The sequence below is a fragment of the Erwinia sp. 9145 genome, from assembly GCF_000745075.1.
Lineage (GTDB): Bacteria > Pseudomonadota > Gammaproteobacteria > Enterobacterales > Enterobacteriaceae > Erwinia > Erwinia oleae.
Map to the genome: position 1 here is coordinate 4,099,651 of NZ_JQNE01000001.1, position 22,309 is coordinate 4,121,959.

Sequence of the window (22,309 nt, forward strand, 5' to 3'; positions counted from 1 at the left end):
TCAATGAAGAAGTGGAGTGTAGGATTAACCCTGATCCTGGCATCAACCAGCGTGTTAGCTAAAGATGTTCAGCTTCTGAACGTCTCATACGATCCAACGCGCGAGCTGTACGAGCAGTACAATAAGGCGTTCAGCGCCCATTATAAGCAGGAAACGGGCGATAACGTGGTGATCCGCCAGTCGCATGGCGGCTCCGGCAAGCAGGCGACCTCGGTAATTAACGGTATTCGTGCGGACGTGGTGACGCTGGCGCTCGCGTCAGACGTTGATGCCATTGCCGAACGCGGCCGCATCGATAAGAACTGGATCAAACGGCTGCCGGACAACTCCGCGCCTTATACCTCCACGATCGTTTTCCTGGTTCGCAAAGGCAATCCTAAGCAGATCCACGACTGGCAGGACTTAACCAAACCAGGCGTTTCTGTTATTACCCCAAACCCGAAAACTTCTGGCGGCGCTCGCTGGAACTATCTGGCCGCGTGGGGTTGGGCGCTGGATCAAAACAATGGCGACAAAGCCAAAGCGCAGGATTACATCAAGGCGCTGTTTAAAAACGTTGAGGTACAGGACTCCGGTGCACGCGGCGCAACCAATACATTTGTTGAGCGTGGCATTGGTGACGTATTGATTGCATGGGAAAACGAAGCCTATCTGGCGGTAAACAAGTTAGGCAAAGACAAGTTTGAAATCGTGACGCCAAGCGAATCAATCCTGGCAGAACCCACCGTTTCCGTCGTCGATAAAGTGGTTGATGAGCGTGATACGCGTAAAGTTGCTGAAGAATATCTTAAGTATCTTTACTCGCCGCAAGGCCAGGAGATCGCCGCGCAAAATTACTATCGCCCACGCGATCCCAACGTCGTGAAAAAGTATGCCGATAAGTTTGCGCCGGTTAAACTGTTTACGATTGACGATGCAAAATTCGGCGGCTGGAGCGAAGCGCAGAAAACCCATTTTGGCAATGGTGGAACTTACGATCGCGCGATGCAGCGTTAAGCATCTTTAATAGTCGCCGCGATTGATTATTTGACATGATCTTTATCACCTGTTCATTTACATTGTGAACAGGTGATGTTCAGAGGCGTAGATCATGCAGGCGCGAAAGCGAGTCCTGTTAGCAGTTGCGATAACAGGTATAGTCATAACGGCGGGTTGCGCCTCGGTGGTATTCCATAAAAAGAGTGCCAACGCGCTGTGGAAAACGGTCCGCGAACAATGCGTACCCAATCAGCAGGAAAATAACGATCCCACTCCCTGCCGCATCGTCGATCTTCGCAACGGTTTTGTGGTGATGAAAGACCGCAATGGCCCTCTGCAATACCTCCTTTTGCCGGTTAACAGAATTACCGGTATCGAAAGTCCGCAGCTTCTTAATCCCGCTACGCCTAACTTTTTCGCTGAAGCCTGGCGCGCGCGACACTATATGGAAGAGCGCCGTGGGGCACTTATTGACGACAGGGTGTTTTCACTGACCATCAACTCGCCGACCGGCAGAACGCAAAAACAGCTGCACATTCATATTTCCTGTCTGCGGCCTGATATTCGCCAGCGGCTCGACACGCTTAACAGCACGCTGAATGACCACTGGCAATCCACGCAGCTTGCCGGTAATGATTACCAGATCCGCACCATTACGCGTGATGAAATGAAGAGAACGAGCCCGTTTATTCGCATCGCCAATGAGCTGCCTGGCGCGCGCGAGGAGATGGGGAAATACAGTATTGCGATTGCTGCGCTGCCGGACGGGCGACGCGCCCTGATGGTAACGAAACGCAACCTGCTGAAGCTCAACCGCGCCTCGGCGGAGGAGCTTCAGGATCACAGCTGCCAAATCCTACAGCCGTCAGGGCAGAAGGGGTAACTACTTCGCCGGTTCTGCTACTTCCGCGCCAGCTTCTTTCGGTTCGCCGTCTGCGGTGGCGATCCAGGCGGCGCAAAATAACGTCAGTCGGGCGAAGAAGTAGAAAAACGCCATCAGCCCCAATACTGACCCAAAGGCCGCGCCGGATGGCGACGAGGCAAGCTTGGGCAGCGTCAGCGTCATAATAAATTTGATCACTTCAAACCCAATAGCTGCCAGCAGCGTGCCGCGAAACAGCGCTTTTTTGCGCGGTTTATGGCGCGGCAGAATCCAGAAAATCCACAGGAACAGCAGATAGTTAGCCATGATTGAAATCGTCAGGGCAATCAGCGTCATCACCGGTCTGAGCCATTCAACATGGGACAGCCCAAGGGCTTCAACGATGCTTTCCTGCGCCGCGCCAGCGATTGAGGTCAGCGACAGCGTGACAATCAGCGCCACCACCAGGCCGATAAGCGAGATCAGATCGCGGGTGTATTTAAAATAGATTTTCTCTTTTTCCTGCTTTCTGCGTTCCCAGACGTCGCGAAACTGCGCGCGGATGGCTTCCCGCAGATTCCCCATCCAGCTGATGCCTGAATAAAGTGCGATCAGCAACCCGGTCAGGCCCACGGTAGTGCGCTGCTGCACGGCGGTATTGACCGTGTTTTTCAGCGTGGTCGCGAGGGTGGGATCGCTGATGCTGTTGACTATCTTGCCAATCAGCTCGGTCAACAGATCAGGATGGGAGGCCAGCACAAACCCGACGGCGGCAAAAGAGACCATCAGGATCGGGATCAGCGATAAAAAAGAGAAATAGGTGATTGCCGCGCCAAACTGGCTGCCCAGACGGTCATTAAAACGCTCGCCGGCACGCATGAAATGGGCGACAGCGGGAATGGCTTCGACCCTGCTCACGAAGCGAGAAACGCGTGAAATAGACTTATCGACAGTTTTATTGCCGGTTTTAATGTCAATGGCCGGCTTCTCATCGGTGTGATCCCCGACGGATGAGTTTTCCTTCATGTCGTTAGCGTGTCCTTTAAAAGAGAATGTTAAGTGGAATTATAGACTGCCGCTCAGGCAACGTAGCGTTTCATCGCCTGCGTCAGCCATTCCATGAAAACCTGAACCCGACGCGCAAGGTTGCGACGGTGTGGATAAAGTAGCGAAACCGGCATCGGTTCTGCACGAAACTGCGGCAGAATTTCCACCAGCGTTTTTTCTTTCAGCGCCGCGCGCGCGCCGCACTCCGGCGCCTGAATAATGCCTAAACCGGCCAGACAGGCTGCACGATAGGTCTCCGTACTGTTGACCGTGACCGCGCCGCCGGTTTTCACGTAACGACAGATTTTGCCATCAAAAAACTCAAAGCCGGAAGAGGGCGCCCCTAACTGCTGGCTGTAGTGCACCATCGCATGCTGTGCAAGATCGTCCAGTGAGGTTGGCGTGCCGAAACGGGCCAGATAATCCGGGCTGGCGCAGTTGACCAGGGTCAGCGAACCGAGCGGGCGGGCGATCAGCCCGGAGTCGGCCAGCGTACCTACGCGTATTACGCAATCAAAACCTTCCCGCACCACGTCAACCCGCCGGTCGCTGCTGCTCAACTCAAGTTCGATGCCGGGGTACTGCTGAAGAAAGGCAGGAAGCTGCGGCAGAATAAAATCACTGGCCATGCTGACCGGCATATCAACGCGCAGCCGTCCGCTCAGCGTGGCGGGGTCGTGTTGAAACAGTGAATCCATCTCCTCCAGCGTCGCCAGCACATCGCGGCAGCGATCGTAATAGACCAAACCATCCTGGGTAAGCTGCACGCGCCGCGTGGTGCGATGCAGCAACCGGACGCCCATCGTGTTTTCCAGCGCCTGGATCTGGCGGGAGAGGCTGCCTTTCGGCAGGCCGAGGCTTTCAGCGGCACGCGTAAAACTTTGCAGTTCCGCTACCCTGACAAAAACCTGCATTGCGTGAACTTTATCCATTTTTTCGCTTTTTGTTGCCTGAAATGAAACAGTGAAGCGCTCGTAAGGGTATTTATAGTTTATTTCAGCAGTAATATCCTTGATTTTGTCCACAGCACAACAAGCGGAGAAGAGAATGAGCAATAAAATCGCAGTGATCACCGGTGGAAACCGGGGTTTAGGTGAAAATGCAGCGCTGAAGCTGGCGAAAAAAGGCGTTGATATTATTTTAACGTGGCGCAATGGTGAAGAACAGGCGCAGACGGTGGTAGAGCGTATTGAAGCGCTTGGTGCCCGCGCGGTGGCGCTTCAGCTCGATGTGGCGGACAGCGGCAGCTTTGCTGACTTTGCCCGCAACGTGCAAAAACAGCTTAAAAACGTCTGGCAACGTGATTCTTTTGATTATTTATTGAACAATGCAGGCACCTCGCTGCATGCCAGTTTTGTAGAGACTACTGAAGCGCAGTTTGATGAAGTGGTAAACGTCCATTTTAAAGGCCCGTTCTTTCTTACGCAGACGCTGTTACCACTGATGGCCGATGGCGGCAGCATTCTGAATATTTCCAGCGGACTGGCGCGCTTCAGCCTGCCAGGCTCCGGCGCTTATGCGGCGGTGAAGGGTGCCATGGAAGTGCTGACGCGCTATCAGGCGAAAGAGCTTGGCGAACGTCGCATCACGGTAAATATTCTGGCACCGGGCGCTATCGCCACTGACTTCAGCGGCGGAATGGTGCGTGATAATCCGGAAGTGAACGCCTTTGTCGCTTCGCAAACCGCGCTGGGACGCGTCGGACTACCGGACGATATCGGCGATGCGGTGGCGCAAATCCTCAGCGATGAGAGCCGCTGGGTGAATGGTCAGCGCATCGAAGCCTCCGGCGGCATGTTCCTTTAAGCCACCTGGCAGTCAGAGCCGCAGCGTGCCATCAATCACCGTGGTGACCAGGCCGCCGATCCACACGCCGTCGGCGGTCCTGGAGACGCTGAGACGGCCCGCGCGATGCAGCGCGCTGCCCTGACGCACACGATAATCCAGCTCAACGCCCAGTGCCTGAAAGTAGCGCGCCAGGCAGGCGTTGGCGCTACCGGTAACCGGATCTTCCGTCAGCGAGCCCTGTTCAATCAGCAGCGCACGCACTTCATACTGCTCATTTTCGCCCGCCAGCGGGCCAAATATCATGACGCCGTTGACGCTGGCTTTGCAGAGCAGACGCGCCAGCTCCGCCACATCCGGCTTAACGCTGAGCACCGCCGCCGCTGAGGTCAGCGGGATCAGGAGCCAGCGGATCCCCATATCCGCGATGGTCACCGGCAGCGTGGTGTCAATTGACGGGCTGTTAAGCGTGCTGCCGATCGACGCATCGCTGAACGCCGTCATCGTCGCTTCCGGCGCGGCAAAAGCCAGCGCGCCTTCCGCGCCAATTTTCACCGTGATCAAACCGAGCGCGCACTCCTGCACAAGTTGTCCGGGCGTTTTAGGGTCGAGGCCGTTTTCCAGCAGCGCATGCGCGGTACCAAGCGTAGGGTGGCCAGCGAAGGGCAGCTCGGTATCCGGTGTGAATATCCGAACGCGATAGTCCGCCGCAGCGTTTTCAGGCGGCAGCACAAAAGTCGTTTCGGACAGGTTTGTCCAGCTCGCCATCGCCTGCATCTGCGCATCGCTCAGGCCGCTGGCATCCAGCACGACCGCCAGCGGATTGCCGTTAAGGGGTGAAGAAGTGAACACATCGACTTGTTTAAAGGGGCGCAACCAGGTCATAGTTTAGAGTCCGTCCATTTTTATTGATTGAAGAGTATCAGCCTTATGTTAAAAATTTTAGGACGCGCCTCATCAATTAACGTCAGAAAAGTGCTTTGGGCTTGTGAGGAGCTCGCTCTCCCTTTCCAGCGTGAGGAGTGGGGAGAAGGGCAAAAATCGTTGCAGGATCCCACCTTCAAAGCACTTAATCCCAATTCGCTGATCCCGGTACTTCAGGAAGACGACTTCATCCTGTGGGAATCTAACGCTATTATTCGCTACCTGGCAAATACACGACAGGCCGAATGGCTCTATCCGCAAGAGCCGCGCGCACGCGCCAGGGTCGATCAGTGGCTGGACTGGCAGGCTACCGAACTCAACACCTCATGGCGATATGCTTTTATGTCGCTGGTGCGCCACTCGCCCGCGCATCAGGACGCACGTTTGCTGGCGGCGGCCTGCAAAGGCTGGAACCAGATGATGACGCTGCTCAACGAACAGCTCGCGCGTACGGGGGGCTTTATAGCCGGCGAGGCGTTTTCGCTGGCGGACATCCCGATAGGACTGTCGGTGAACCGCTGGTTTGAGACGCCGTTGGATCACGCCGACTTGCCCGCCGTACGCGCCTATTATGAGCGGTTGACCGTAAGAAAAGGCTATGCGAAATGGGGCCGTAACGGCACGCCTTAGTCGCCGTTTGCGGCGATACCGCTCATTTCACACGCCAGCGCGCCGGTTCGCTTCAGCGCCCAGGTGTAGCGGTCGTCGAACGGATAGCAGCATGAAAGACGCAGCGCGTTGTTGCAGCGATCGCTGAGCGTATAGAGCGCGCCGGGCGTCAGGCAGATCTTTTCCTGAAGCAGGCGGTGGAAAAGCGCCACGCTGTCGACGTTTCCGGGCAGCTCAACCCAGAAGACAAAGCCGCCTTCAGGCAGCGTGGCTCGCGTGCCCTGCGGAAAGTGGCGGGCAATGATGCCGCGTGCCTCGTCCACCTGCGCAGCATAACGACGGCGCAGCGTCCGCAGGTGATGATCATAGCCGCCCGACTCAAGGAAATGCCCCAGCGTTTCGGACAGCAAGCGCGATTCGGTCAGCGATGAAACGGACTTCAGTCTGGCCAGCGTTCGGGTGAAACGTCCTGCCGCAATCCAGCCAACGTGAAAATCAGGCGCAACCGTTTTTGTGTAGCTGGTACAGTAAAGTACCCAGCCATCCCGATCGAACGCTTTTACCGCAGGCGACAGCGGCCAGCAGAATTGCAGCTCGCCATACAAACCGTCCTCAATCAGCGGAACCTGATAATCATTCACCAGCGTTGCCAGCCTTTTTTTGTCCTCCAGCCTCATGGTGAATCCCAACGGGTTTTGCACGGTGGGCATCGCCACGATGGCATTCAGCCGCTTTTCGCGTAGCAGCATTTCCAGGGCGTCAAGCGACAGGCCATGCCGGGGATCGGTCGGGATCTCAATGACCTTCAAATCGAGGCTGGCCAGCAGCGGAAAAAGATAAAAATAGGTGGGGGTTTCCAGCCCCACGCAGTCGCCCGGACGGGTGACCGTACGCAGCGCCAATTGCAACGCCTCCATGCAGCCATGCGTCAGCGTGACATCCTCTGCCGTCAGGCGAATGCCTAAATCCATCGATCGGCGCGCCACCTCGCGACGCAGGCGCTGGCTGCCGGGCGGCAACGCGTAGCGGCCAATCAGATCGGGTTCACGACGCATCAGCGATGCCATGATGCGGCTGATTTTAGCCGTGGGGAAAAAATCACTGTTCTGCGGGCAGGCAAGGGAGATATTGGTGTAGTCGGGATGGTTCTGGGCGGCAAAAACCGCGTCGATTAAATCCAGTTTTTCACTGCTGGGCGAATGCACGCTGGCACGATGGCCGGGTCGGGTCATGATCGACGGCAACACGCTGCGCACGAAGTAGCCCGACTGCGGGCGTGCAGCGATCAGACCGCGATCTTCCAGAATCCGGTAGGCGGCCAACACGGTATTAATGCTGACCTGATGATGACTGGCGCAGCGACGCAGTGCAGGCAAACGGCTCCCCGGCGCGAACGTGCCGTTGTGAATGGCATCGGCCAGCGTTTCCGCCAGTTGCGAATAGAGCGTGCTTTCCTGAGGATCGATAACGGACACAGTAACCTCAACAGATGATGGGTACAATTGCTAAAGGAACATGATTGTACTCATTACAATAGTGTATCTCTGAATCTGTTACCATTTCTTTTCTGCTTTTATGATGGAGTTCTTATCAGGCGGCAGGAAATCTTACTATGCTCGATCCCTCTTTTTTTAGCTATGTCACGGTGATGTCGATCACCCCAGGCCCGAACAACCTGATGCTGGCGACGTCCGGCGTCAATTTTGGCCTGCGGCGCACCTTACCGATGATGTTTGGCATCACGCTCGGATGTGCACTGCAAATGATCATCGCTTCATTGCTGTTAGATGTTTTACTCAGTTGGATGAGCGTGATCAAACTGCCCCTGACGATGCTTGGCTGTGCCTGGCTGGTGTGGCTGAGCTGGAAAATTTTTCGCGCGGGCGCGCCTGAGATGCAGGAAAAGGCCAGACCGATGTCTGTTCTGGGCGGCGCACTGTTTCAGGCGGTCAATCCCAAAGCCTGGCTGATGACCTGTAATGTGATGCTGGTATATACCGCCAGCAGCAGCGTGGTAACGGTCGTCGCAGGTTTTGCGCTGCTGAATTTACCCTGTATTCTGCTGTGGGCCGCGGCCGGAAACCGGCTTGGAAAGCATTTGCAGGTGGCCTGGAAGCTGCGTCTGTTTAACAGCGTGATGGCGCTGTCGCTGCTGGTAACAACACTCTGGATGCTGATGGAAGCCTTCAGATAAAAGAGCGGCACATGGCCGCTCAGGCGTTATTCCGGCATGTTGCTGTTGTCCTGCTGCGATGGCCATTTCCAGTTTTGCACTTCAGGAATGTCTTCGCCGTGTTCGCGCACGTAAGCATGATGCGCGGCGAGTTTTTCCTGAAGGGCATCCAGCACGTCGCCGGCTTTTTCCTGAAGTCCCGGCACGCGCAGAATCGCCTCCTGCGCCAGGTGATAGCGATCCAGCTCGTTCAGTACCGTCATATCAAACGGCGTGGTGGTGGTGCCCTCTTCAATGAAGCCGCGGACGTGGAAGTTACGGTGGTTAGTGCGCAGGTAACTGAGGCGATGTACCAGCGATGGATAGCCGTGAAAGGCGAAAATCACCGGCTTATCAGGGGTAAATATTGCATCGAACTCCGCCTCGCTCAGGCCGTGTGGATGCTGATCTTTCGTTTGTAATGCCAGCAGATCGACAACGTTAACCACGCGAACGCGCAGGTCGGGCAGGTACTGACGCAGCAGATCCACCGCCGCCATCGTCTCCATGGTCGGCACGTCGCCGGCGCAGGCCATGACGACCTCGGCAGGGTTGTCGGCCGTTTCATTCCCCGCCCATCGCCAGATGCCCATCCCTTTTTCACAGTGTTGGATCGCCGCCTCCATGGTCAGCCACTGCGGTTCCGGCTGTTTACCGGCGATGATCACGTTGATGCGGTTCCAGGTGTTCAGGCAGTGATCGCCCACCCACAACAGCGTATTGGCATCCGGCGGCAGGTAAATACGGACAATATCCGCTTTTTTATTGGCAACGTGATCGATAAAACCCGGGTCCTGATGGCTGTAGCCGTTGTGATCCTGTCGCCAGACGTGCGATGAGAGCAGATAGTTCAGGGAAGAGATGGGTTCACGCCACGGGAGCTTGCGCGAGACCTTCAGCCATTTCGCGTGCTGGTTGAACATTGAGTCGATGATATGAATAAACGCCTCGTAACAGTTAAACAGCCCGTGTCGGCCGGTTAACAGATAACCTTCCAGCCAGCCCTGGCACTGGTGCTCGCTGAGGATCTCCATAACGCGTCCGTCCGCAGCCAGTTGCTCATCGTAAGGGCGGGTCTCTTCCATCCAGCGACGGCTGGTGACGTTAAAGACGTTGCTGAGACGGTTAGAGGCCGTTTCGTCCGGGCCGAACAGGCGGAAATTGTCCGGGTTGCGTTCAAAGATCGCGCTCAGGTAATCGGCCAGCACCGCCGTGGACTGCGCCTGGGTTTCGCCCGGTTGCACAACGTTCACCGCGAACCGGCGAATATCCGGCGTTTCAAGCGGCTTACGTAATCGCCCGCCATTGGCGTACGGCGTGGCGCCCATGCGCTTTTCGCCCTGCGGTGCCAGCGCCTTAAGCTCAGGCCTCAGCCGGCCCGCCTCGTCAAACAGCTCCTCCGCCCGATAGCTTTGCAGCCATGATGCTAAAATCTGACGGTGTTCGTCGTTCTCGCGGCAGGCTGAAACCGGCACCTGATGCGCGCGCCAGAAGCCTTCCACTTTTTTACCCTCAACGGTTTTCGGGCCGGTCCAGCCTTTCGGGCTGCGCAGGACAATCATTGGCCAGCGTGGTACGCCCTGCGCCGCGTTTTCCCGTGCGGCGCGCTGAAAGTGTTGAATGCGATCAAAAGCGATATCCAGCGTATGGGCCATCTCCCGGTGCATCTTTTGCGGATCGTCACCGGTCACAAACAGCGGTTCGTAGCCGTAGCCCTCAAAAAGCTGTTTCAGTTCATCGTCGCTGGTGCGGCCGAGGATCGTCGGGCTGGCGATTTTGTAGCCGTTCAGATGTAAAATGGGTAATACGGCGCCGTCGCGAGCGGGGTTGAGGAATTTTATGCCGTGCCAGCTGGCGGCCAGCGGCCCGGTTTCGGCCTCGCCGTCGCCAATCACGCACGGCACAATCAAATCAGGATGATCAAAGGCCGCACCGAAGGCGTGAACCAGTGAGTAACCCAGCTCGCCGCCTTCGTGAATGGAACCCGGCGTTTCGGGCGCGGCGTGGCTCGGAATGCCGCCGGGAAACGAGAACTGCTTAAAGAGTTTTTTCATTCCTTCGGCATCGGCACCGATCGCTGGCCAGATTTCGCTGTAGGTGCCTTCCAGCCAGGTATTGGCAACCATGCCCGGCCCGCCGTGCCCCGGTCCGCAGATGTAGAGCAGGTTAAGATCGCGCTCACAGATGATGCGATTCAGATGCGCGTAGATAAAATTCAGGCCCGGCGTGGTGCCCCAGTGACCAAGCAGGCGCGGTTTGATGTGCTCTGGGCGCAGCGGTTCGCGCAGCAGTGGGTTATCCATCAGGTAGATTTGCCCGACCGAAAGGTAATTCGCGGCGCGCCAGTAGCGATCGATCAATGACAGCGTCTGGTCGGAAATCGGTTGGGGCTGGGGCGTATGCATCAGTATCTTCCTCGTAACGGGTAAGATAAAAGCATAGACGCCAGGTCATGTGGCAGCCGAAGGAATAAAAAAAGGGCGGATATATCCGCCCTTTCACTACGTTATGTTATTCATTCACGACGGCGGGTATTGAACCGTCGTCGTTGGCCGCCGCAAAAGGCGTGTAGTCCAACTGGAGAATGCGGCTGGTTTCAGACAGCTCTTTCTCGGTAGCCGCCGTGTTGCCGTCCAGTTTCTGACCGTAAGAGGGGATCATCGTTTTCAGTTTTGACTGCCACGCTGGCGTGTCGATTTTGTCCTTAAACACCTTTTTCATCAGATCCAGCATGATGGGCGCGGCGGTGGAGGCGCCCGGCGATGCGCCCAACAGGGCAGAGATGGTGCCATCCTGCGAGGTAACAACTTCGGTGCCCAGCTTCAGCACGCCGCCTTTGTCAGCATCTTTTTTGATGATCTGCACGCGCTGACCCGCTTTAACCAGACGCCATTCATCTTTCTTCGCGTTCGGGAAGTACTCTTTCAGCGCCTGATAGCGATCTTCATCGCTCAGCATCAGCTGGCCAATCAGGTATTTTACCAAATCGAAGTTATCCAGGCCCACATCCACCATCGGCATAAAGTTTGAGGTGGTGGTTGAATGGAACATATCCCACAGCGATCCGTGCATCAGGTATTTGGTGGAAAACGTGGCGAATGGCCCGAACAGCAGAACCTGCTTGCCGTCCAGCATGCGGGTGTCCAGATGCGGCACCGACATGGGCGGCGCGCCGACCGAGGCTTTCCCGTACACTTTCGCCAGGTGACGTTTTACCACCTCCTGATTGTCGGTAACGAGGAACTCGCCGCCAACGGGAAAGCCCGCGTAGGCTTTGGCTTCCGGAATGCCGGTTTCCTGCAACAGCGTCAGCGCCGCGCCGCCCGCGCCGATAAAGACGTATCTGGCACGCACGGTCGTTTCTTTGTCGTTGTTCTTCAGATCGGCCACCTTCACATTCCAGCTGCCGTCGTCGTTACGTTGAAAACCGCGCACTTCATTGTGCGTCTGCAACGTAAAGTTCGGATTTTTTTGCAGTGAAGCCACCAGTTGGCGGGTGATTTCGCCGAAGTTCACGTCGGTACCGATAGGGATGCGCGTCGCAGCCACCGGCTCTTTGCCATCACGCCCTTCCATGATCAGCGGCACCCACTTTTTGATCTGCGCCGGATCTTCTGAGTACTCCATACCGCGGAACAGCGTGCTTTTTTGCAGCGCCTCGTAGCGTTTTTTCAGAAACTTAACGTTCTCATCGCCCCACACAAAGCTCATGTGCGGGACGCTGTTAATAAAGCTGTGCGGATTGGTCAGCACGCCCTGTTGCACCTGGTGCGACCAGAACTGGCGGGAAATCTGAAACGATTCATTAATTTCAACCGCTTTCTGGATCTCGACCGTGCCGTCCTCTTTTTCCGGCGTGTAGTTCATTTCGGCCAGCGCGGAGTGTCCCGTTCCGGCGTTGTTCCAGCCGTTTGAGCTCTCTTCTGCCACGCCGTCAAGCCGCTCGACCATGCCGATCCGCCAGTCAGGCTCCAGCTCGTGCAGGTAAGTACCCAGCGTGGCGCTCATGACGCCGCCGCCAATCAGTAACACATCAACGTTTTTTGGTTCTTCATTTGCCATAGCCGCGCCCGTCAGGCCCAGGGCGCTGAAACAGGCGGTAAGCAGTAGTGCTAATTTTCGCATGAGGCGATATCTCCAACTCATAAGCCGGCCTGAAGCCGTTTTTTGTTACCAACGGTTTGATAAACCCTTAGTTTTAAAATGGTTTATTAAACAGTCAGTTAATGGGCGGGAAAGTGTACATTGTTACGGATACTTTAAAAAAATGTTTAAAGTTTAAAAACTATTGGAAGTAATCAGGGCGGGAAGAAGACCTGCTTCGCGAGCGCGAAGCAGGGAGGTGCATCAGGCGTTTTTGGCTTTCGCTGCGGCTTTAACGATCACGGCGAAGGCGTCGGCCTTCAGTGAGGCGCCGCCAACCAGCGCGCCATCGATGTCCGGCTGCGCGAACAGTTCAGCCGCATTTTTGTCGTTGACGGAACCACCGTACTGAATAATGACCTGCTCCGCCACGGCTGCGTCTTTCTTCGCAATGTGATCGCGAATGAATTTGTGAACGGCCTGAGCCTGCGCAGGCGTGGCAGATTTGCCGGTGCCGATCGCCCAGACGGGTTCGTAAGCAATAATTACGCCGTTGAACGCCCCGGCGCCCTGGCTGTTCAGTACCGCGTCGATCTGGCGCGCGCAAACTTCTTCGGTTTTACCCGCTTCGTTTTCCGCTTCGGTTTCACCGATGCACAGAACCGGGATCAGACCCGCGTCTTTCAGTACCGCGAATTTTTTCGCAATCAGCTCATCGCTCTCTTTATGATAAGTACGGCGTTCTGAGTGACCGATAATGATGTATTTCGCGCCGATGTCTTTCAGCATCTCGGCGGAAACTTCGCCGGTGAAGGCGCCGGAAAGATTCACATCAACGTTTTGCGCGCCCAGCGCAATTTTGCTGCCCGACACGGCATGTTTTGCCTGGTCCAGATACATCACTGGCGGAGCGATGGCAACGTTGCAACCGTCAACGGTGCTCAGCTCATTTCGTAAACCGGCAATCAGCTCTTTGACCAGGGCTTTATTGCCGTTCAGTTTCCAGTTTCCCATGACTAATGGATGTCGCATCATATCCTCCACGCTTCGCGTGATACGGTTAAATTACGCTGCTTCAGCAACGGTGTCTGTCAGACAGTATAGAGATCTACGCAGTGAAAGGCTTTGCTTTTCGTCATTCTTTGCGACCGCTCAGTCGGTGGCCAGCGACAGTTTTATCGGCTCGATGGCAAAGGTCAGCCCTTTTTCACCGTTATCCGCAATGACGTAGCGCAGTGCGCCCTCTTTCTGTTCAAAGTAGCGCGAGCCTTTGCCGTTATTCAGCAGTTCGTCCAGCCGCTTAAGGCTTTGCGCTTCGTTGAGCGTGGGCTCAAAAAAACGCTCCAGCGCGGCCATATAGGCGCGCGCGCTGTCTCGTGCCGCTTTCTCTTCCGGGCCGGGCACCGGCAGCCAGGTAATCTGTAACGTCTTGATCTTGCCCGTGCCTTGCTCAAGCGCGGTAGACGCGTAGAGATTTTCATTGATCTTACTGGCGGCGCGGGTCAAATTGCTTTTGTCACCACGACCATCAATGGCGCGATACTCAGCAATCGGCAATTCAGGGTTCAACGCATTATACTTTTCGCGAAACTGGCCGATAGTCATATCAAAGGTGGGCGCGCCCGTCAGCAGGTAGGGCGCAGTCGGCATGTGTTCGGCGCGATCCTGCGGTGCGGGTTCTTCAGCCCTGAGCGACGCCGTCGCCAGCGTACTGCAAAGAAAGATGCCGGTGAAGATCGCTTTTTTCATGTTGTCCGCCTTAACCCGTATTTTCAGCACAAGATTAGACCGGACAATGACCAGCAAAGTCAAAGCCTGACGCTGTCCTGAGGGATAAAAAATGACCTTACAAGCGTGGTGTTTTTCCTGGCAAGGCAGAATCGGGCGACGTGACCTGTGGGTTTGGCTGGCGCTGTGGCTGATGCTGATGATTTTGCTGCTGGCCCTGGCGGATCGTGGCTGGCTCAGTACGCAGACTGCCGCATTGTGCGTGGTCTGCCTGCTCTGGCCCAGCGGCGCGGTGGTGGTTAAACGGCTGCACGATCGCAATAAATCAGGCTGGTGGGGGCTGCTGTTGATCGTGGCGTGGATACTGCTGGCCGGAAACTGGGATACGCTCTCACCCGAATGGCATGTTGCGCTTGGGCGCTTTATTCCGCTGCTGATCCTGATAACCATGACGCTTGAGCTGGTTGTGTTTCCCGGTACCCGCGGAGAAAACCGCTTCGGCAAAGCGGCGTGCGCCGTCAATTATCGACGGCGGCCCGACTACCAGTAGTGTTCGCTGGTGATGTGTCCCGGCTTGCGTTTGAGGTGTTTACGCATCGCCCGCGTTTCTTTCAGCATCTGCTGCGTGTCTCTCACCATCTGCGGATTACCGCAGAGCATGATGTGGCTGTCTGCGGCGTCCATTTTCAGGCCGACCGCCGCTTCCAGTTCGCCGCTCTCGATCAGCGCCGGCACGCGACCGGTTAACGATCCGGCAATCTCTTCACGACTGACCACGGTCTGAATACGCAACTGTGCGCCGTAGCGTTGTTGAAGCTGCTGCATCAGCGGCAGATAGCTTAAGTCCTGCGCGTAGCGTGCGGCATGAAGCAGCACGATATTGTCAAAACGCTCCAGCCCTTTGCCTTCCTGCAATATAGAGAGATAAGGGCCGATGGCGGTGCCGGTTGCCAGCATCCACAGCGTTTTACAGTCGGGTATCTCATCAAGCACGAAAAAACCCGCCGCCTGCTTAGTGATCATCACCTGCAGGCCGGGTTGCAGCGCATGAAGGCGCGGGCTGAGCTTCCCTTCCGGCACGGTAACCAGATAAAACTCCAGCTTCTCGTCGCCCGGCGCATTTACGTAGGAGTAGGCACGTTGAACGCGTTCGCCGTCAATTTCCAGCGCCAGTTTGGCGAACTGACCGGCGATGAAAGGATCGACGGGCGCGGTCATGGTGATGCTGAACAGGCTGTCCGTCCAGTCGGTCACCTTTTCTATCCTGGCGTTGACCCATTCGGCCATAAACAACTCCTTAAACGGTGTAGCCTGGTTTTTCACTATTTTCGCTGCAATAACGCCCGTTTTCCAGTGCAGGCCGGGTTCGAAAGCTCAGATCGGCAAACTTACAGCAGGTAAGGGTGCAGCGCGGCGTCTTTGCGATCCAGATAGTGAACTGACTGAATGCGGCGGATGGTGCGCGATTTGCCGCGGATCAGCAGCGTTTCGCTGGTGGCCAGATTTCCCTGACGCGTCACGCCTTTCAGTAAATCGCCGCTGGTGATGCCGGTGGCGGCAAAAATAACGTTGTCGTTGCGCGCCATGTCGTCCAGCCGCAGTACGTTGTCGGTGTCGATGCCCATTGCGCGGCAGCGTTTCAGCTCGTCTTCGCCCAGTCTGCGGTTGTCCGGCGTGTCGCCTTTCACCTGATGACGCGGCAGCAGACGGCCGTGCATATCACCATCCAGCGCGCGGATCACCGCCGCAGAAATGACTCCTTCCGGCGCGCCGCCAATGCCATACAGCACGTCGACTTCGCTGTCCGGCATGCAGGTAAGAATGGAGGCGGCAACATCCCCGTCCGGGAAAGCAAAAATGCGCACGCCCAGGGCCTGCATCGCGGCAATCACCGCATCGTGTCGCGGTTTGGCAAGCAGGGTAACGGTCAGCTCGCTGAGCGGTTTATTCAGCGCACGCGCCACGTTGCGTAAGTTCTCCTCCAGCGGCAGCGCAAGGTCGATCGCTCCTTTTGCGCCGGGGCCGACGATCAGTTTCTCCATATACATATCGGGCGCGTTGAGAAAGGCACCTTTTTCGCCTACGGCCAGCACCGCCAGCGCGTTTGCCTGGCCCATTGCCGTCATGCGCGTGCCCTCAATCGGATCAACCGCGATATCCACCGCATCGCCTTCGCCGCTGCCGACTTTCTCACCGATATAGAGCATCGGCGCCTCGTCGATTTCGCCTTCGCCAATCACGATTTCGCCGTCAATATTCACCTTATTCAGCATAATGCGCATGGCGTGGACGGCCGCGCCGTCGGCGGCGTTTTTGTCTCCGCGTCCCAGCCATTTATAGCCAGCCAGTGCAGCGGCTTCCGTTACGCGTGAAAATTCAATGGCAAGTTCTCGTTTCATGGTTTGCCTCAGGAAAGAGTGAGGCGGGGAGTTTATCACAGCGGAGAAAAGAGGGGGAAATGCCCGCGATCGTGGCGATCGCGGGCGGGACAAGGGATTACGAGTCGTCCTGATCTTCCCACGCCTGCGCACGGGCAACGGCTTTGCGCCAGCCTTTATAGAGATAGTTACGCTCGGTGGTTTCAATGCCCGGACGGAACTCGCGCTCAATTACGGCTTTTGCACGTACTTCATCCAGATCCTTCCAGAAGCCAACGGCCAGGCCGGCCAGATAGGCGGAACCGAGCGCAGTGACTTCACGCACTTCCGGGCGCTCAACGCGCGCGCCAAGAATGTCGGACTGGAACTGCATCAGGAAGTCGTTGGCCACGGCGCCGCCGTCCACGCGCAGCGATTGCAGGCGCGTATTGGCGTCGTGCTGCATCGCTTCCAGCACGTCACGCGTCTGGTAAGCAATGGATTCCAGCGTGGCGCGAATGATGTGGTTGGCGTTGGCGCCGCGCGTCAGGCCGAACAGCGCGCCGCGTGCATACGGGTCCCAGTATGGTGCGCCGAGGCCGGTGAACGCTGGCACCATGTAAACGCCGTTGCTGTCTTTGACCTTCATTGCAAAGTATTCAGAGTCGGTTGAATCGCTAATCAGCTTCATTTCGTCGCGAAGCCACTGGATCGCCGCGCCACCGATAAATACCGCACCTTCCAGCGCATAGTTCACTTCGCCACGCGGACCGCAGGCGATAGTGGTCAACAGACCATGCGTGGAGGTCACCGCTTCGGTGCCGGTATTCATCAGCATAAAGCAGCCGGTGCCGTAGGTGTTTTTCGCCATACCGGGCTGGACGCACAGCTGACCGTAAAGCGCCGCCTGCTGGTCACCTGCAATGCCCGCGATAGGAATACGCGTACCGCCTTTACCACCGATGTTGGTCTGGCCGTAAACTTCCGATGACGATTTCACTTCTGGCAACATTTCACGCGGAATATCCAGGATATCCAGCATGCGCTGATCCCATTCCAGTTTGTGAATGTTAAACATCATGGTGCGCGAGGCGTTGGTGTAATCGGTGATATGCACCCGTCCCTGCGTCATTTTCCATACCAGCCACGAGTCGACGTTCCCGAACAGCAGCTCGCCGCGTTTTGCGCGTTCGCGCGAACCTTCAACGTGGTCAAGGATCCACTTCACCTTGGTACCGGAGAAGTAAGGGTTGATGACCAGACCGGTGGTATGCTGGATATACTCTTCCAGCCCCTCTTTTTTCAGTTTGGCGCAGTAATCAGCGGTGCGCGGATCCTGCCAGACGATGGCGTTATAAATCGGTTTTCCGGTCTCTTTATCCCAAACGATGGCCGTTTCGCGCTGGTTAGTAATACCAATCGCGGCGATCTCATCGGAGCGGATGTCCGCGTGGGCCAACACTTCCACCAGCGTGGAGCTCTGTGAAGCCCAGATATCCATCGGGTCATGCTCAACCCAGCCGGGCTTAGGATAGATTTGCTGAAATTCGCGCTGCGAAACGGCCACAATGTTGGAATCGTGGTCGAGAATTACCGCGCGGGAGCTGGTTGTGCCCTGATCGAGCGCGACAATGTATTTTTTTTCTGTGTTCATAGTCAGTTCCTGATGGTCAAAAGGTTTACGCTTTACGCTGTTCAGCACGCGTTATCGTCTTCTTTTCTTCTGCTACCACTACCTTACCCGGCAGATTGCGCGCGATCAGAGAACGGTAACCAACGGCACCGACAATAGCGCCTACAATCGGGCCAAAAATGGGCACGAGGAAGTAAGGAATATCGCGTCCACCGGTAAAAGCAACGTTACCCCAGCCTGCCAGCCACGCAAATAGCTTAGGTCCGAAATCACGTGCCGGGTTGAGAGCAAAGCCGGTCAGCGGGCCCATTGCGCCGCCAATCACCGCAATCAGCAGGCCGATCAGCAGCGGAGCCATCGGGCCGCGCGGCAGGCCGTTGCCGTCGTCGGTCAGCGCCATGATCAGTCCCATCATCACGGCGGTGATCACCGCTTCAACGAGGAATGCCTGACCGACGCTGATATGTGGGTTCGGATAGGTTGAGAAGATACCGGCAAGTTCAAGGCTGGCGACGCTGCCGCGTACCATTTGATGCGTCTGCTCATAATCGTAGAACAGGTTGTAGTAGAGGCCATAAACCAGCGCGGCGGAGCAGAAGGCCCCCGCGATCTGGGCGATGATATAAGGCACCACTTTGCGGCGCTCAAAATTAGCGAACAAAGTCAGCGCGATCGTCACTGCCGGGTTAAGATGCGCACCGGAGACGGCGGCGCTCAGGTAGATCGCCATGGCAACGGCGATACCCCAGATGATGCTGATTTCCCATAGTCCCAGCACCGCACCGGCCACTTTGGCGGCCGCCACGCAGCCAGCACCAAAGAAGATGATGGTGGCGACGCCGAGAAACTCGGCGATACATTGCCCTTTTAGTGTGCTTGTTGAATGACTCATAATGGCGTTTCCTGAAGGCGAGGTTAAATGTTATACGGCACTTTTTATTGTCGATGACTGTGTTGCCCTAATCTAATGTAGGACTGATGTAAATTTATCGTTAACGAGCATAAACGAGAAATAGCGAAATCAAAAGTTGTGCTCTGCGTCATAAAAATGAGCGTTTTCGCGTGTTTTGGCTTTCATTAAACCGCGTTTCCGCGCGATGAACAGCGCAGATTTTCGCAATTTGTTAACTATAGCCTTACTTCTGCCGTGGATAATGTTAAAGAATCCAGGAGGAGGATGAAAATTGTTACAGACTACGCCGCAGGCGGCTTCGCTGCTGGACTTGATGGTCGCGTCTACTTACAATCGGAACATCGTTGTTATCTGCACTACTGCGGCTGGCAGCATCAACGCCTTGCGTTTAGGAGAGGTCATTTACCATGTCATTTGAAGTGTTTGAAAAACTGGAAGCGAAAGTACAGCAGGCGATTGATACCATCACCCTGTTGCAGATGGAAATTGAAGAGCTGAAAGAGCAGAACAACAATCTGAATCACCAGATTCATGAGGCTTCAGGTAACAGCGAATCGCTGGTGCGTGAAAATCAGCAGCTGAAGGAAGAGCAGCACGTATGGCAGGAGCGTTTACGCGCGCTGTTAGGTAAAATGGAAGAAGTCTGAATTTTATCGTCTGTGAAGGGTGCAGCTCGCACCCTTCAAATGACGATTCACTTTCTATTGACGCTATTCGTCGTGGAACCGGCCACCTCATTATACCTCTTCACGAGTATTCTTTTCTGAATTATTAGTTTTATTCATTTTCTTGTCGGTTACTTTCGGGAATTCTTTTTTTTTGCAATGATTATAGAGATGATAATTTTTGATCCTTTTCACAAAGCTTAATGAATTTATATTCTGGAAGTTCATGGAGGTGAATATGAAATGGAGAGTATTATTTTTAGCAGCGATTTTAAGTTTATATTTGTATCTCTCTTTTGCTGAGCAGAGTATCAAATCGGCGTTATCTACCGTTACTCTCTTCTTTCCGGGCCTGAACGGCTTTGTAGCCACTAAAATGCCAGAACTGTTGATTTATGAAAAAGCTTAAAAGAAAAGGACGCCGTAAGCCTGTTCAGGCAAATCATCGATGATCCGGCATCAACCCCTGAGAGCAGAGCCTGGGCTTATTGCGGGCTTCAGGAAAAGGGGGCGACTGAAAATTTGAACGATGTCGATAATTACACTGCCCTTAACGTAACGGTTTTAAACGCAGATATTCTCAGAAAAGAAAATCTGGCTATTATTATTCAGAAAATAGTAACCCATGGATGTAAATAAAGCAGGGATTTATACAAATAATTAGCAGCTAAGCATTGAATGACGTTTCTGGCGCCATGCTTTGACAAGGAGGCAGAGAATCTCTAAATGTAATAGATTTATGGGAAAAGATATGGGATCGTGGACAGATGCAGCCAATAGTTGTTGAAAACCGGGCGCGCCCTCAATAATTACGTATCCAGGAGGGAGCTCTATTTCAGGCGTCAGGTTTTAAACCGCCAGGCTTACCACGCGATTTATAGTATAAGGGTGCCCCGGGCACCCTTTTTTGCTATTCGATATCGAGGGGATCTTCGGAAAGGATAATGCCAGTGTTGTCCGCATAAAGATGATCGCCTGAGAAGAAGGTCACGCCGCCGAAATTCACCCGCACGTCGCTTTCACCAATGCCTTCTCCAGCCGCGCCAACCGGAATGGCCGCGATAGCCTGAATACCAATATCCAACTCTTCCAGGTCATCCACCTGGCGGACAGAGCCGTAAACCACTATTCCTTCCCACTCGTTTTGCAGTGCCAGACGCGCCAGAGCGGCATCCACCAGCGCACGTCGCACCGAGCCGCCGCCGTCAACCAGCAGGACGCGACCACGGCCGTTTTCCTCCAGCAAATCAAAGAGTAGCCCGTTGTCTTCGAAACATTTAACCGTCACGATTTGTCCGCCAAACGAGGTGCGTCCGCCGAAGTTGGAGAAAAGCGGTTCAACGACGTTCACATCTTCATGATAGATGTCGCAGAGCTCAGAAGTGTCATATTTCATAAGGGTTTCATCTGTTTGCCACAGGGAAGGTAAGTATATCGCTTTACCCGGGAGATTGGCAAAATCATCAATGGGTTAAAGTTGCGATGGGTCAAGCACATCACAACTAATTGAGCAGCAGGCCGAATGAAAACAGCACGTTGACCAGCAGCGCGGTCTTTACGGTTTTTTCCAGCATCGGCCGCATTGCCAGCGCGGTGCGTTGTTGCATAACAAAACGCGCCTGACGGAAAAGAAGAGGAGCGGCAATCAGATAAAGCCACCCGGCGCCCGCCTGCGTGGTTAGCAGCGTAAACAGGATGAAGCATAGCAACGAACCTGCCAGCAGCAATGCATGATAGCGCCGTGCGTTAACTGGCCCCAGCCGTACCGCCAGCGTAAATTTTCCCTGGTTACGGTCGCTGTCGATGTCGCGCATGTTGTTGACGTTCAGCACCGCAACGGCAAGCAGGCCGCAGGCGGTGGCAGGCAGAAACAGCACGCCGTCAACGTTGTGCACCTGAAGGTAGTAGCTGCCCAGTACGCCCAACCAGCCGAAAAAAATCAGCACGGAAAGATCGCCCAGCCCCAGGTAGCCGTACGGTTTTTTGCCGACCGTATAGGCAATAGCAGCAACAATCGCCAGCGCGCCGAGCGCAATAAATCCCAGTATGTCATGCAGCGACTGGCAGGACGTCGCCACCAGCGTCACGCCTGCGCCAATAGTCAGCAAAACGGTTAAGATCAGCGCGCGTCGCATCTGCCGCTCGCCGATGAGCCCTTTTTGCATGCCGCGCAGCGGGCCGATACGGTCAGGCGTATCGCTGCCTTTGACGGCATCGCCATAGTCATTCGCCAGGTTGGACAGGATTTGCAGCAGTGCGGTGGTCAGAAGAGCAAGGCCGGCAATGGCAGGATCGAAATGCCCCTGCCACCAGGCCAGCGCCGAACCGGTAATGACCGATGCGCACGCCAGCGGCAGCGTTCGCAGACGAAGACTTTCCAGCCAGGCACGTGACGCGCCGTGAGCTGAGACAAACTGAACATTTTCCGTCATGGTGAAGGGCCTTTGCTGGAGACAACCGAAGGATAGTCACAGCAGTCTATCGCCGGCGGACGGGTTAAAAATTAATCCGCA

The 22,309-nt window shown here is 55.4% G+C and carries 22 protein-coding genes; 8 read left to right on the plus strand and 14 right to left on the minus strand.

The features are described 5' to 3' along the window. Positions 1–3: 3 nt before the first annotated feature. Both FA91_RS19290 and FA91_RS19295 read left to right on the plus strand, forming a co-directional pair. Positions 4–996 (plus strand): sulfate ABC transporter substrate-binding protein, encoded by a 993-nt coding sequence (locus FA91_RS19290; RefSeq protein WP_034918466.1) that lies wholly within the window; start codon positions 4–6, stop codon positions 994–996. Between the two features lie 94 nt (positions 997–1,090). Next, complete coding sequence (locus tag FA91_RS19295; protein ID WP_034918469.1) at positions 1,091–1,861, plus strand: CDP-diacylglycerol diphosphatase; 771 nt, start codon at positions 1,091–1,093, stop codon at positions 1,859–1,861. Here the strand turns inward: FA91_RS19295 and yhjD are convergent, their stop codons facing one another. Continuing rightward, positions 1,862–2,866 (minus strand): inner membrane protein YhjD, encoded by a 1,005-nt coding sequence (gene yhjD / locus FA91_RS19300; protein WP_034918472.1) that lies wholly within the window; start codon positions 2,864–2,866, stop codon positions 1,862–1,864. 53 nt (positions 2,867–2,919) lie between these two features. Further along, on the minus strand, positions 2,920–3,819 hold the full coding sequence (locus FA91_RS19305) for a LysR family transcriptional regulator (protein WP_034919589.1): 900 nt from the start codon (positions 3,817–3,819) through the stop codon (positions 2,920–2,922). Between the two features lie 115 nt (positions 3,820–3,934). Here FA91_RS19305 and FA91_RS19310 point away from each other — a divergent pair, with 115 nt between their 5' ends. Next, complete coding sequence (locus FA91_RS19310) at positions 3,935–4,693, plus strand: SDR family oxidoreductase (protein WP_034918473.1); 759 nt, start codon at positions 3,935–3,937, stop codon at positions 4,691–4,693. Positions 4,694–4,705: 12 nt separating this feature from the next. Here the strand turns inward: FA91_RS19310 and FA91_RS19315 are convergent, their stop codons facing one another. Beyond that, entirely contained in the window at positions 4,706–5,557 is an 852-nt protein-coding gene (locus FA91_RS19315; RefSeq protein ID WP_034918476.1) for a PhzF family phenazine biosynthesis protein, read from the minus strand. Positions 5,558–5,602: 45 nt separating this feature from the next. Between FA91_RS19315 and FA91_RS19320 the strand changes: the two genes are divergently transcribed. Further along, on the plus strand, positions 5,603–6,226 hold the full coding sequence (locus FA91_RS19320; RefSeq protein ID WP_034918478.1) for a glutathione S-transferase: 624 nt from the start codon (positions 5,603–5,605) through the stop codon (positions 6,224–6,226). Here FA91_RS19320 and FA91_RS19325 read toward each other — a convergent pair. Further along, positions 6,223–7,680, minus strand: coding sequence for a PLP-dependent aminotransferase family protein (locus tag FA91_RS19325; protein WP_034918481.1), 1,458 nt, complete (start codon positions 7,678–7,680; stop codon positions 6,223–6,225). The two genes, FA91_RS19320 and FA91_RS19325, sit on opposite strands and share 4 nt — an antisense overlap. Before the next feature lie 137 nt (positions 7,681–7,817). On the opposite strand from FA91_RS19325, the gene FA91_RS19330 reads away from it, so the two are divergent. Further along, on the plus strand, positions 7,818–8,399 hold the full coding sequence (locus FA91_RS19330) for a LysE family translocator (RefSeq protein WP_034918485.1): 582 nt from the start codon (positions 7,818–7,820) through the stop codon (positions 8,397–8,399). A gap of 26 nt (positions 8,400–8,425) precedes the next feature. Here the strand turns inward: FA91_RS19330 and FA91_RS19335 are convergent, their stop codons facing one another. The 4 genes from FA91_RS19335 to FA91_RS19350 all read right to left on the minus strand — a co-directional run bounded on the left by FA91_RS19335 (position 8,426) and on the right by FA91_RS19350 (position 14,249). After that, positions 8,426–10,822, minus strand: coding sequence for a phosphoketolase family protein (locus FA91_RS19335; RefSeq protein ID WP_034918488.1), 2,397 nt, complete (start codon positions 10,820–10,822; stop codon positions 8,426–8,428). 106 nt (positions 10,823–10,928) lie between these two features. Continuing rightward, on the minus strand, positions 10,929–12,542 hold the full coding sequence (mqo, locus tag FA91_RS19340) for a malate dehydrogenase (quinone) (RefSeq protein WP_034918490.1): 1,614 nt from the start codon (positions 12,540–12,542) through the stop codon (positions 10,929–10,931). A gap of 222 nt (positions 12,543–12,764) precedes the next feature. Further along, a complete protein-coding gene (gene tpiA / locus FA91_RS19345; RefSeq protein ID WP_034918492.1) occupies positions 12,765–13,532 on the minus strand; it encodes a triose-phosphate isomerase in 768 nt (255 codons plus the stop codon). A 120-nt stretch (positions 13,533–13,652) separates the two neighbouring features. Next, a complete protein-coding gene (locus tag FA91_RS19350; protein WP_034918494.1) occupies positions 13,653–14,249 on the minus strand; it encodes a DUF1454 family protein in 597 nt (198 codons plus the stop codon). A gap of 91 nt (positions 14,250–14,340) precedes the next feature. Here FA91_RS19350 and FA91_RS19355 point away from each other — a divergent pair, with 91 nt between their 5' ends. Continuing rightward, the gene (locus tag FA91_RS19355) at positions 14,341–14,778 is read left to right on the plus strand and encodes a DUF805 domain-containing protein (RefSeq protein ID WP_034918497.1); all 438 of its coding nucleotides are present in this window, start codon (positions 14,341–14,343) and stop codon (positions 14,776–14,778) included. Here the strand turns inward: FA91_RS19355 and fpr are convergent. From fpr to FA91_RS19375, 4 genes are all read right to left on the minus strand, one after another. Beyond that, on the minus strand, positions 14,769–15,515 hold the full coding sequence (fpr, locus tag FA91_RS19360; RefSeq protein WP_034918498.1) for a ferredoxin--NADP(+) reductase: 747 nt from the start codon (positions 15,513–15,515) through the stop codon (positions 14,769–14,771). The genes FA91_RS19355 and fpr overlap by 10 nt on opposite strands. Positions 15,516–15,616: 101 nt before the next feature. Next, positions 15,617–16,627 (minus strand): class II fructose-bisphosphatase, encoded by a 1,011-nt coding sequence (gene glpX / locus FA91_RS19365; protein ID WP_034918500.1) that lies wholly within the window; start codon positions 16,625–16,627, stop codon positions 15,617–15,619. A 97-nt stretch (positions 16,628–16,724) separates the two neighbouring features. After that, positions 16,725–18,239: a glycerol kinase GlpK gene (gene glpK, locus FA91_RS19370; protein WP_034919590.1), complete on the minus strand. Its 1,515-nt coding sequence runs from the start codon at positions 18,237–18,239 to the stop codon at positions 16,725–16,727. Between the two features lie 25 nt (positions 18,240–18,264). Beyond that, complete coding sequence (locus FA91_RS19375) at positions 18,265–19,110, minus strand: MIP/aquaporin family protein (RefSeq protein WP_034918503.1); 846 nt, start codon at positions 19,108–19,110, stop codon at positions 18,265–18,267. Between the two features lie 428 nt (positions 19,111–19,538). Between FA91_RS19375 and zapB the strand changes: the two genes are divergently transcribed. Further along, the gene (gene zapB / locus FA91_RS19380; protein ID WP_034918504.1) at positions 19,539–19,778 is read left to right on the plus strand and encodes a cell division protein ZapB; all 240 of its coding nucleotides are present in this window, start codon (positions 19,539–19,541) and stop codon (positions 19,776–19,778) included. 256 nt (positions 19,779–20,034) lie between these two features. Then, positions 20,035–20,205 carry a hypothetical protein gene (locus FA91_RS21135; protein ID WP_156103108.1) on the plus strand — a complete coding sequence of 57 codons (171 nt, stop codon included), beginning with the start codon at positions 20,035–20,037 and terminating at the stop codon, positions 20,203–20,205. 501 nt (positions 20,206–20,706) lie between these two features. On the opposite strand, the gene rraA is transcribed toward FA91_RS21135, so the two are convergent. Continuing rightward, entirely contained in the window at positions 20,707–21,192 is a 486-nt protein-coding gene (gene rraA, locus FA91_RS19390) for a ribonuclease E activity regulator RraA (RefSeq protein ID WP_034918508.1), read from the minus strand. A 106-nt stretch (positions 21,193–21,298) separates the two neighbouring features. Continuing rightward, entirely contained in the window at positions 21,299–22,228 is a 930-nt protein-coding gene (locus FA91_RS19395; protein WP_051937341.1) for a 1,4-dihydroxy-2-naphthoate polyprenyltransferase, read from the minus strand. Positions 22,229–22,309: the final 81 nt, after the last annotated feature.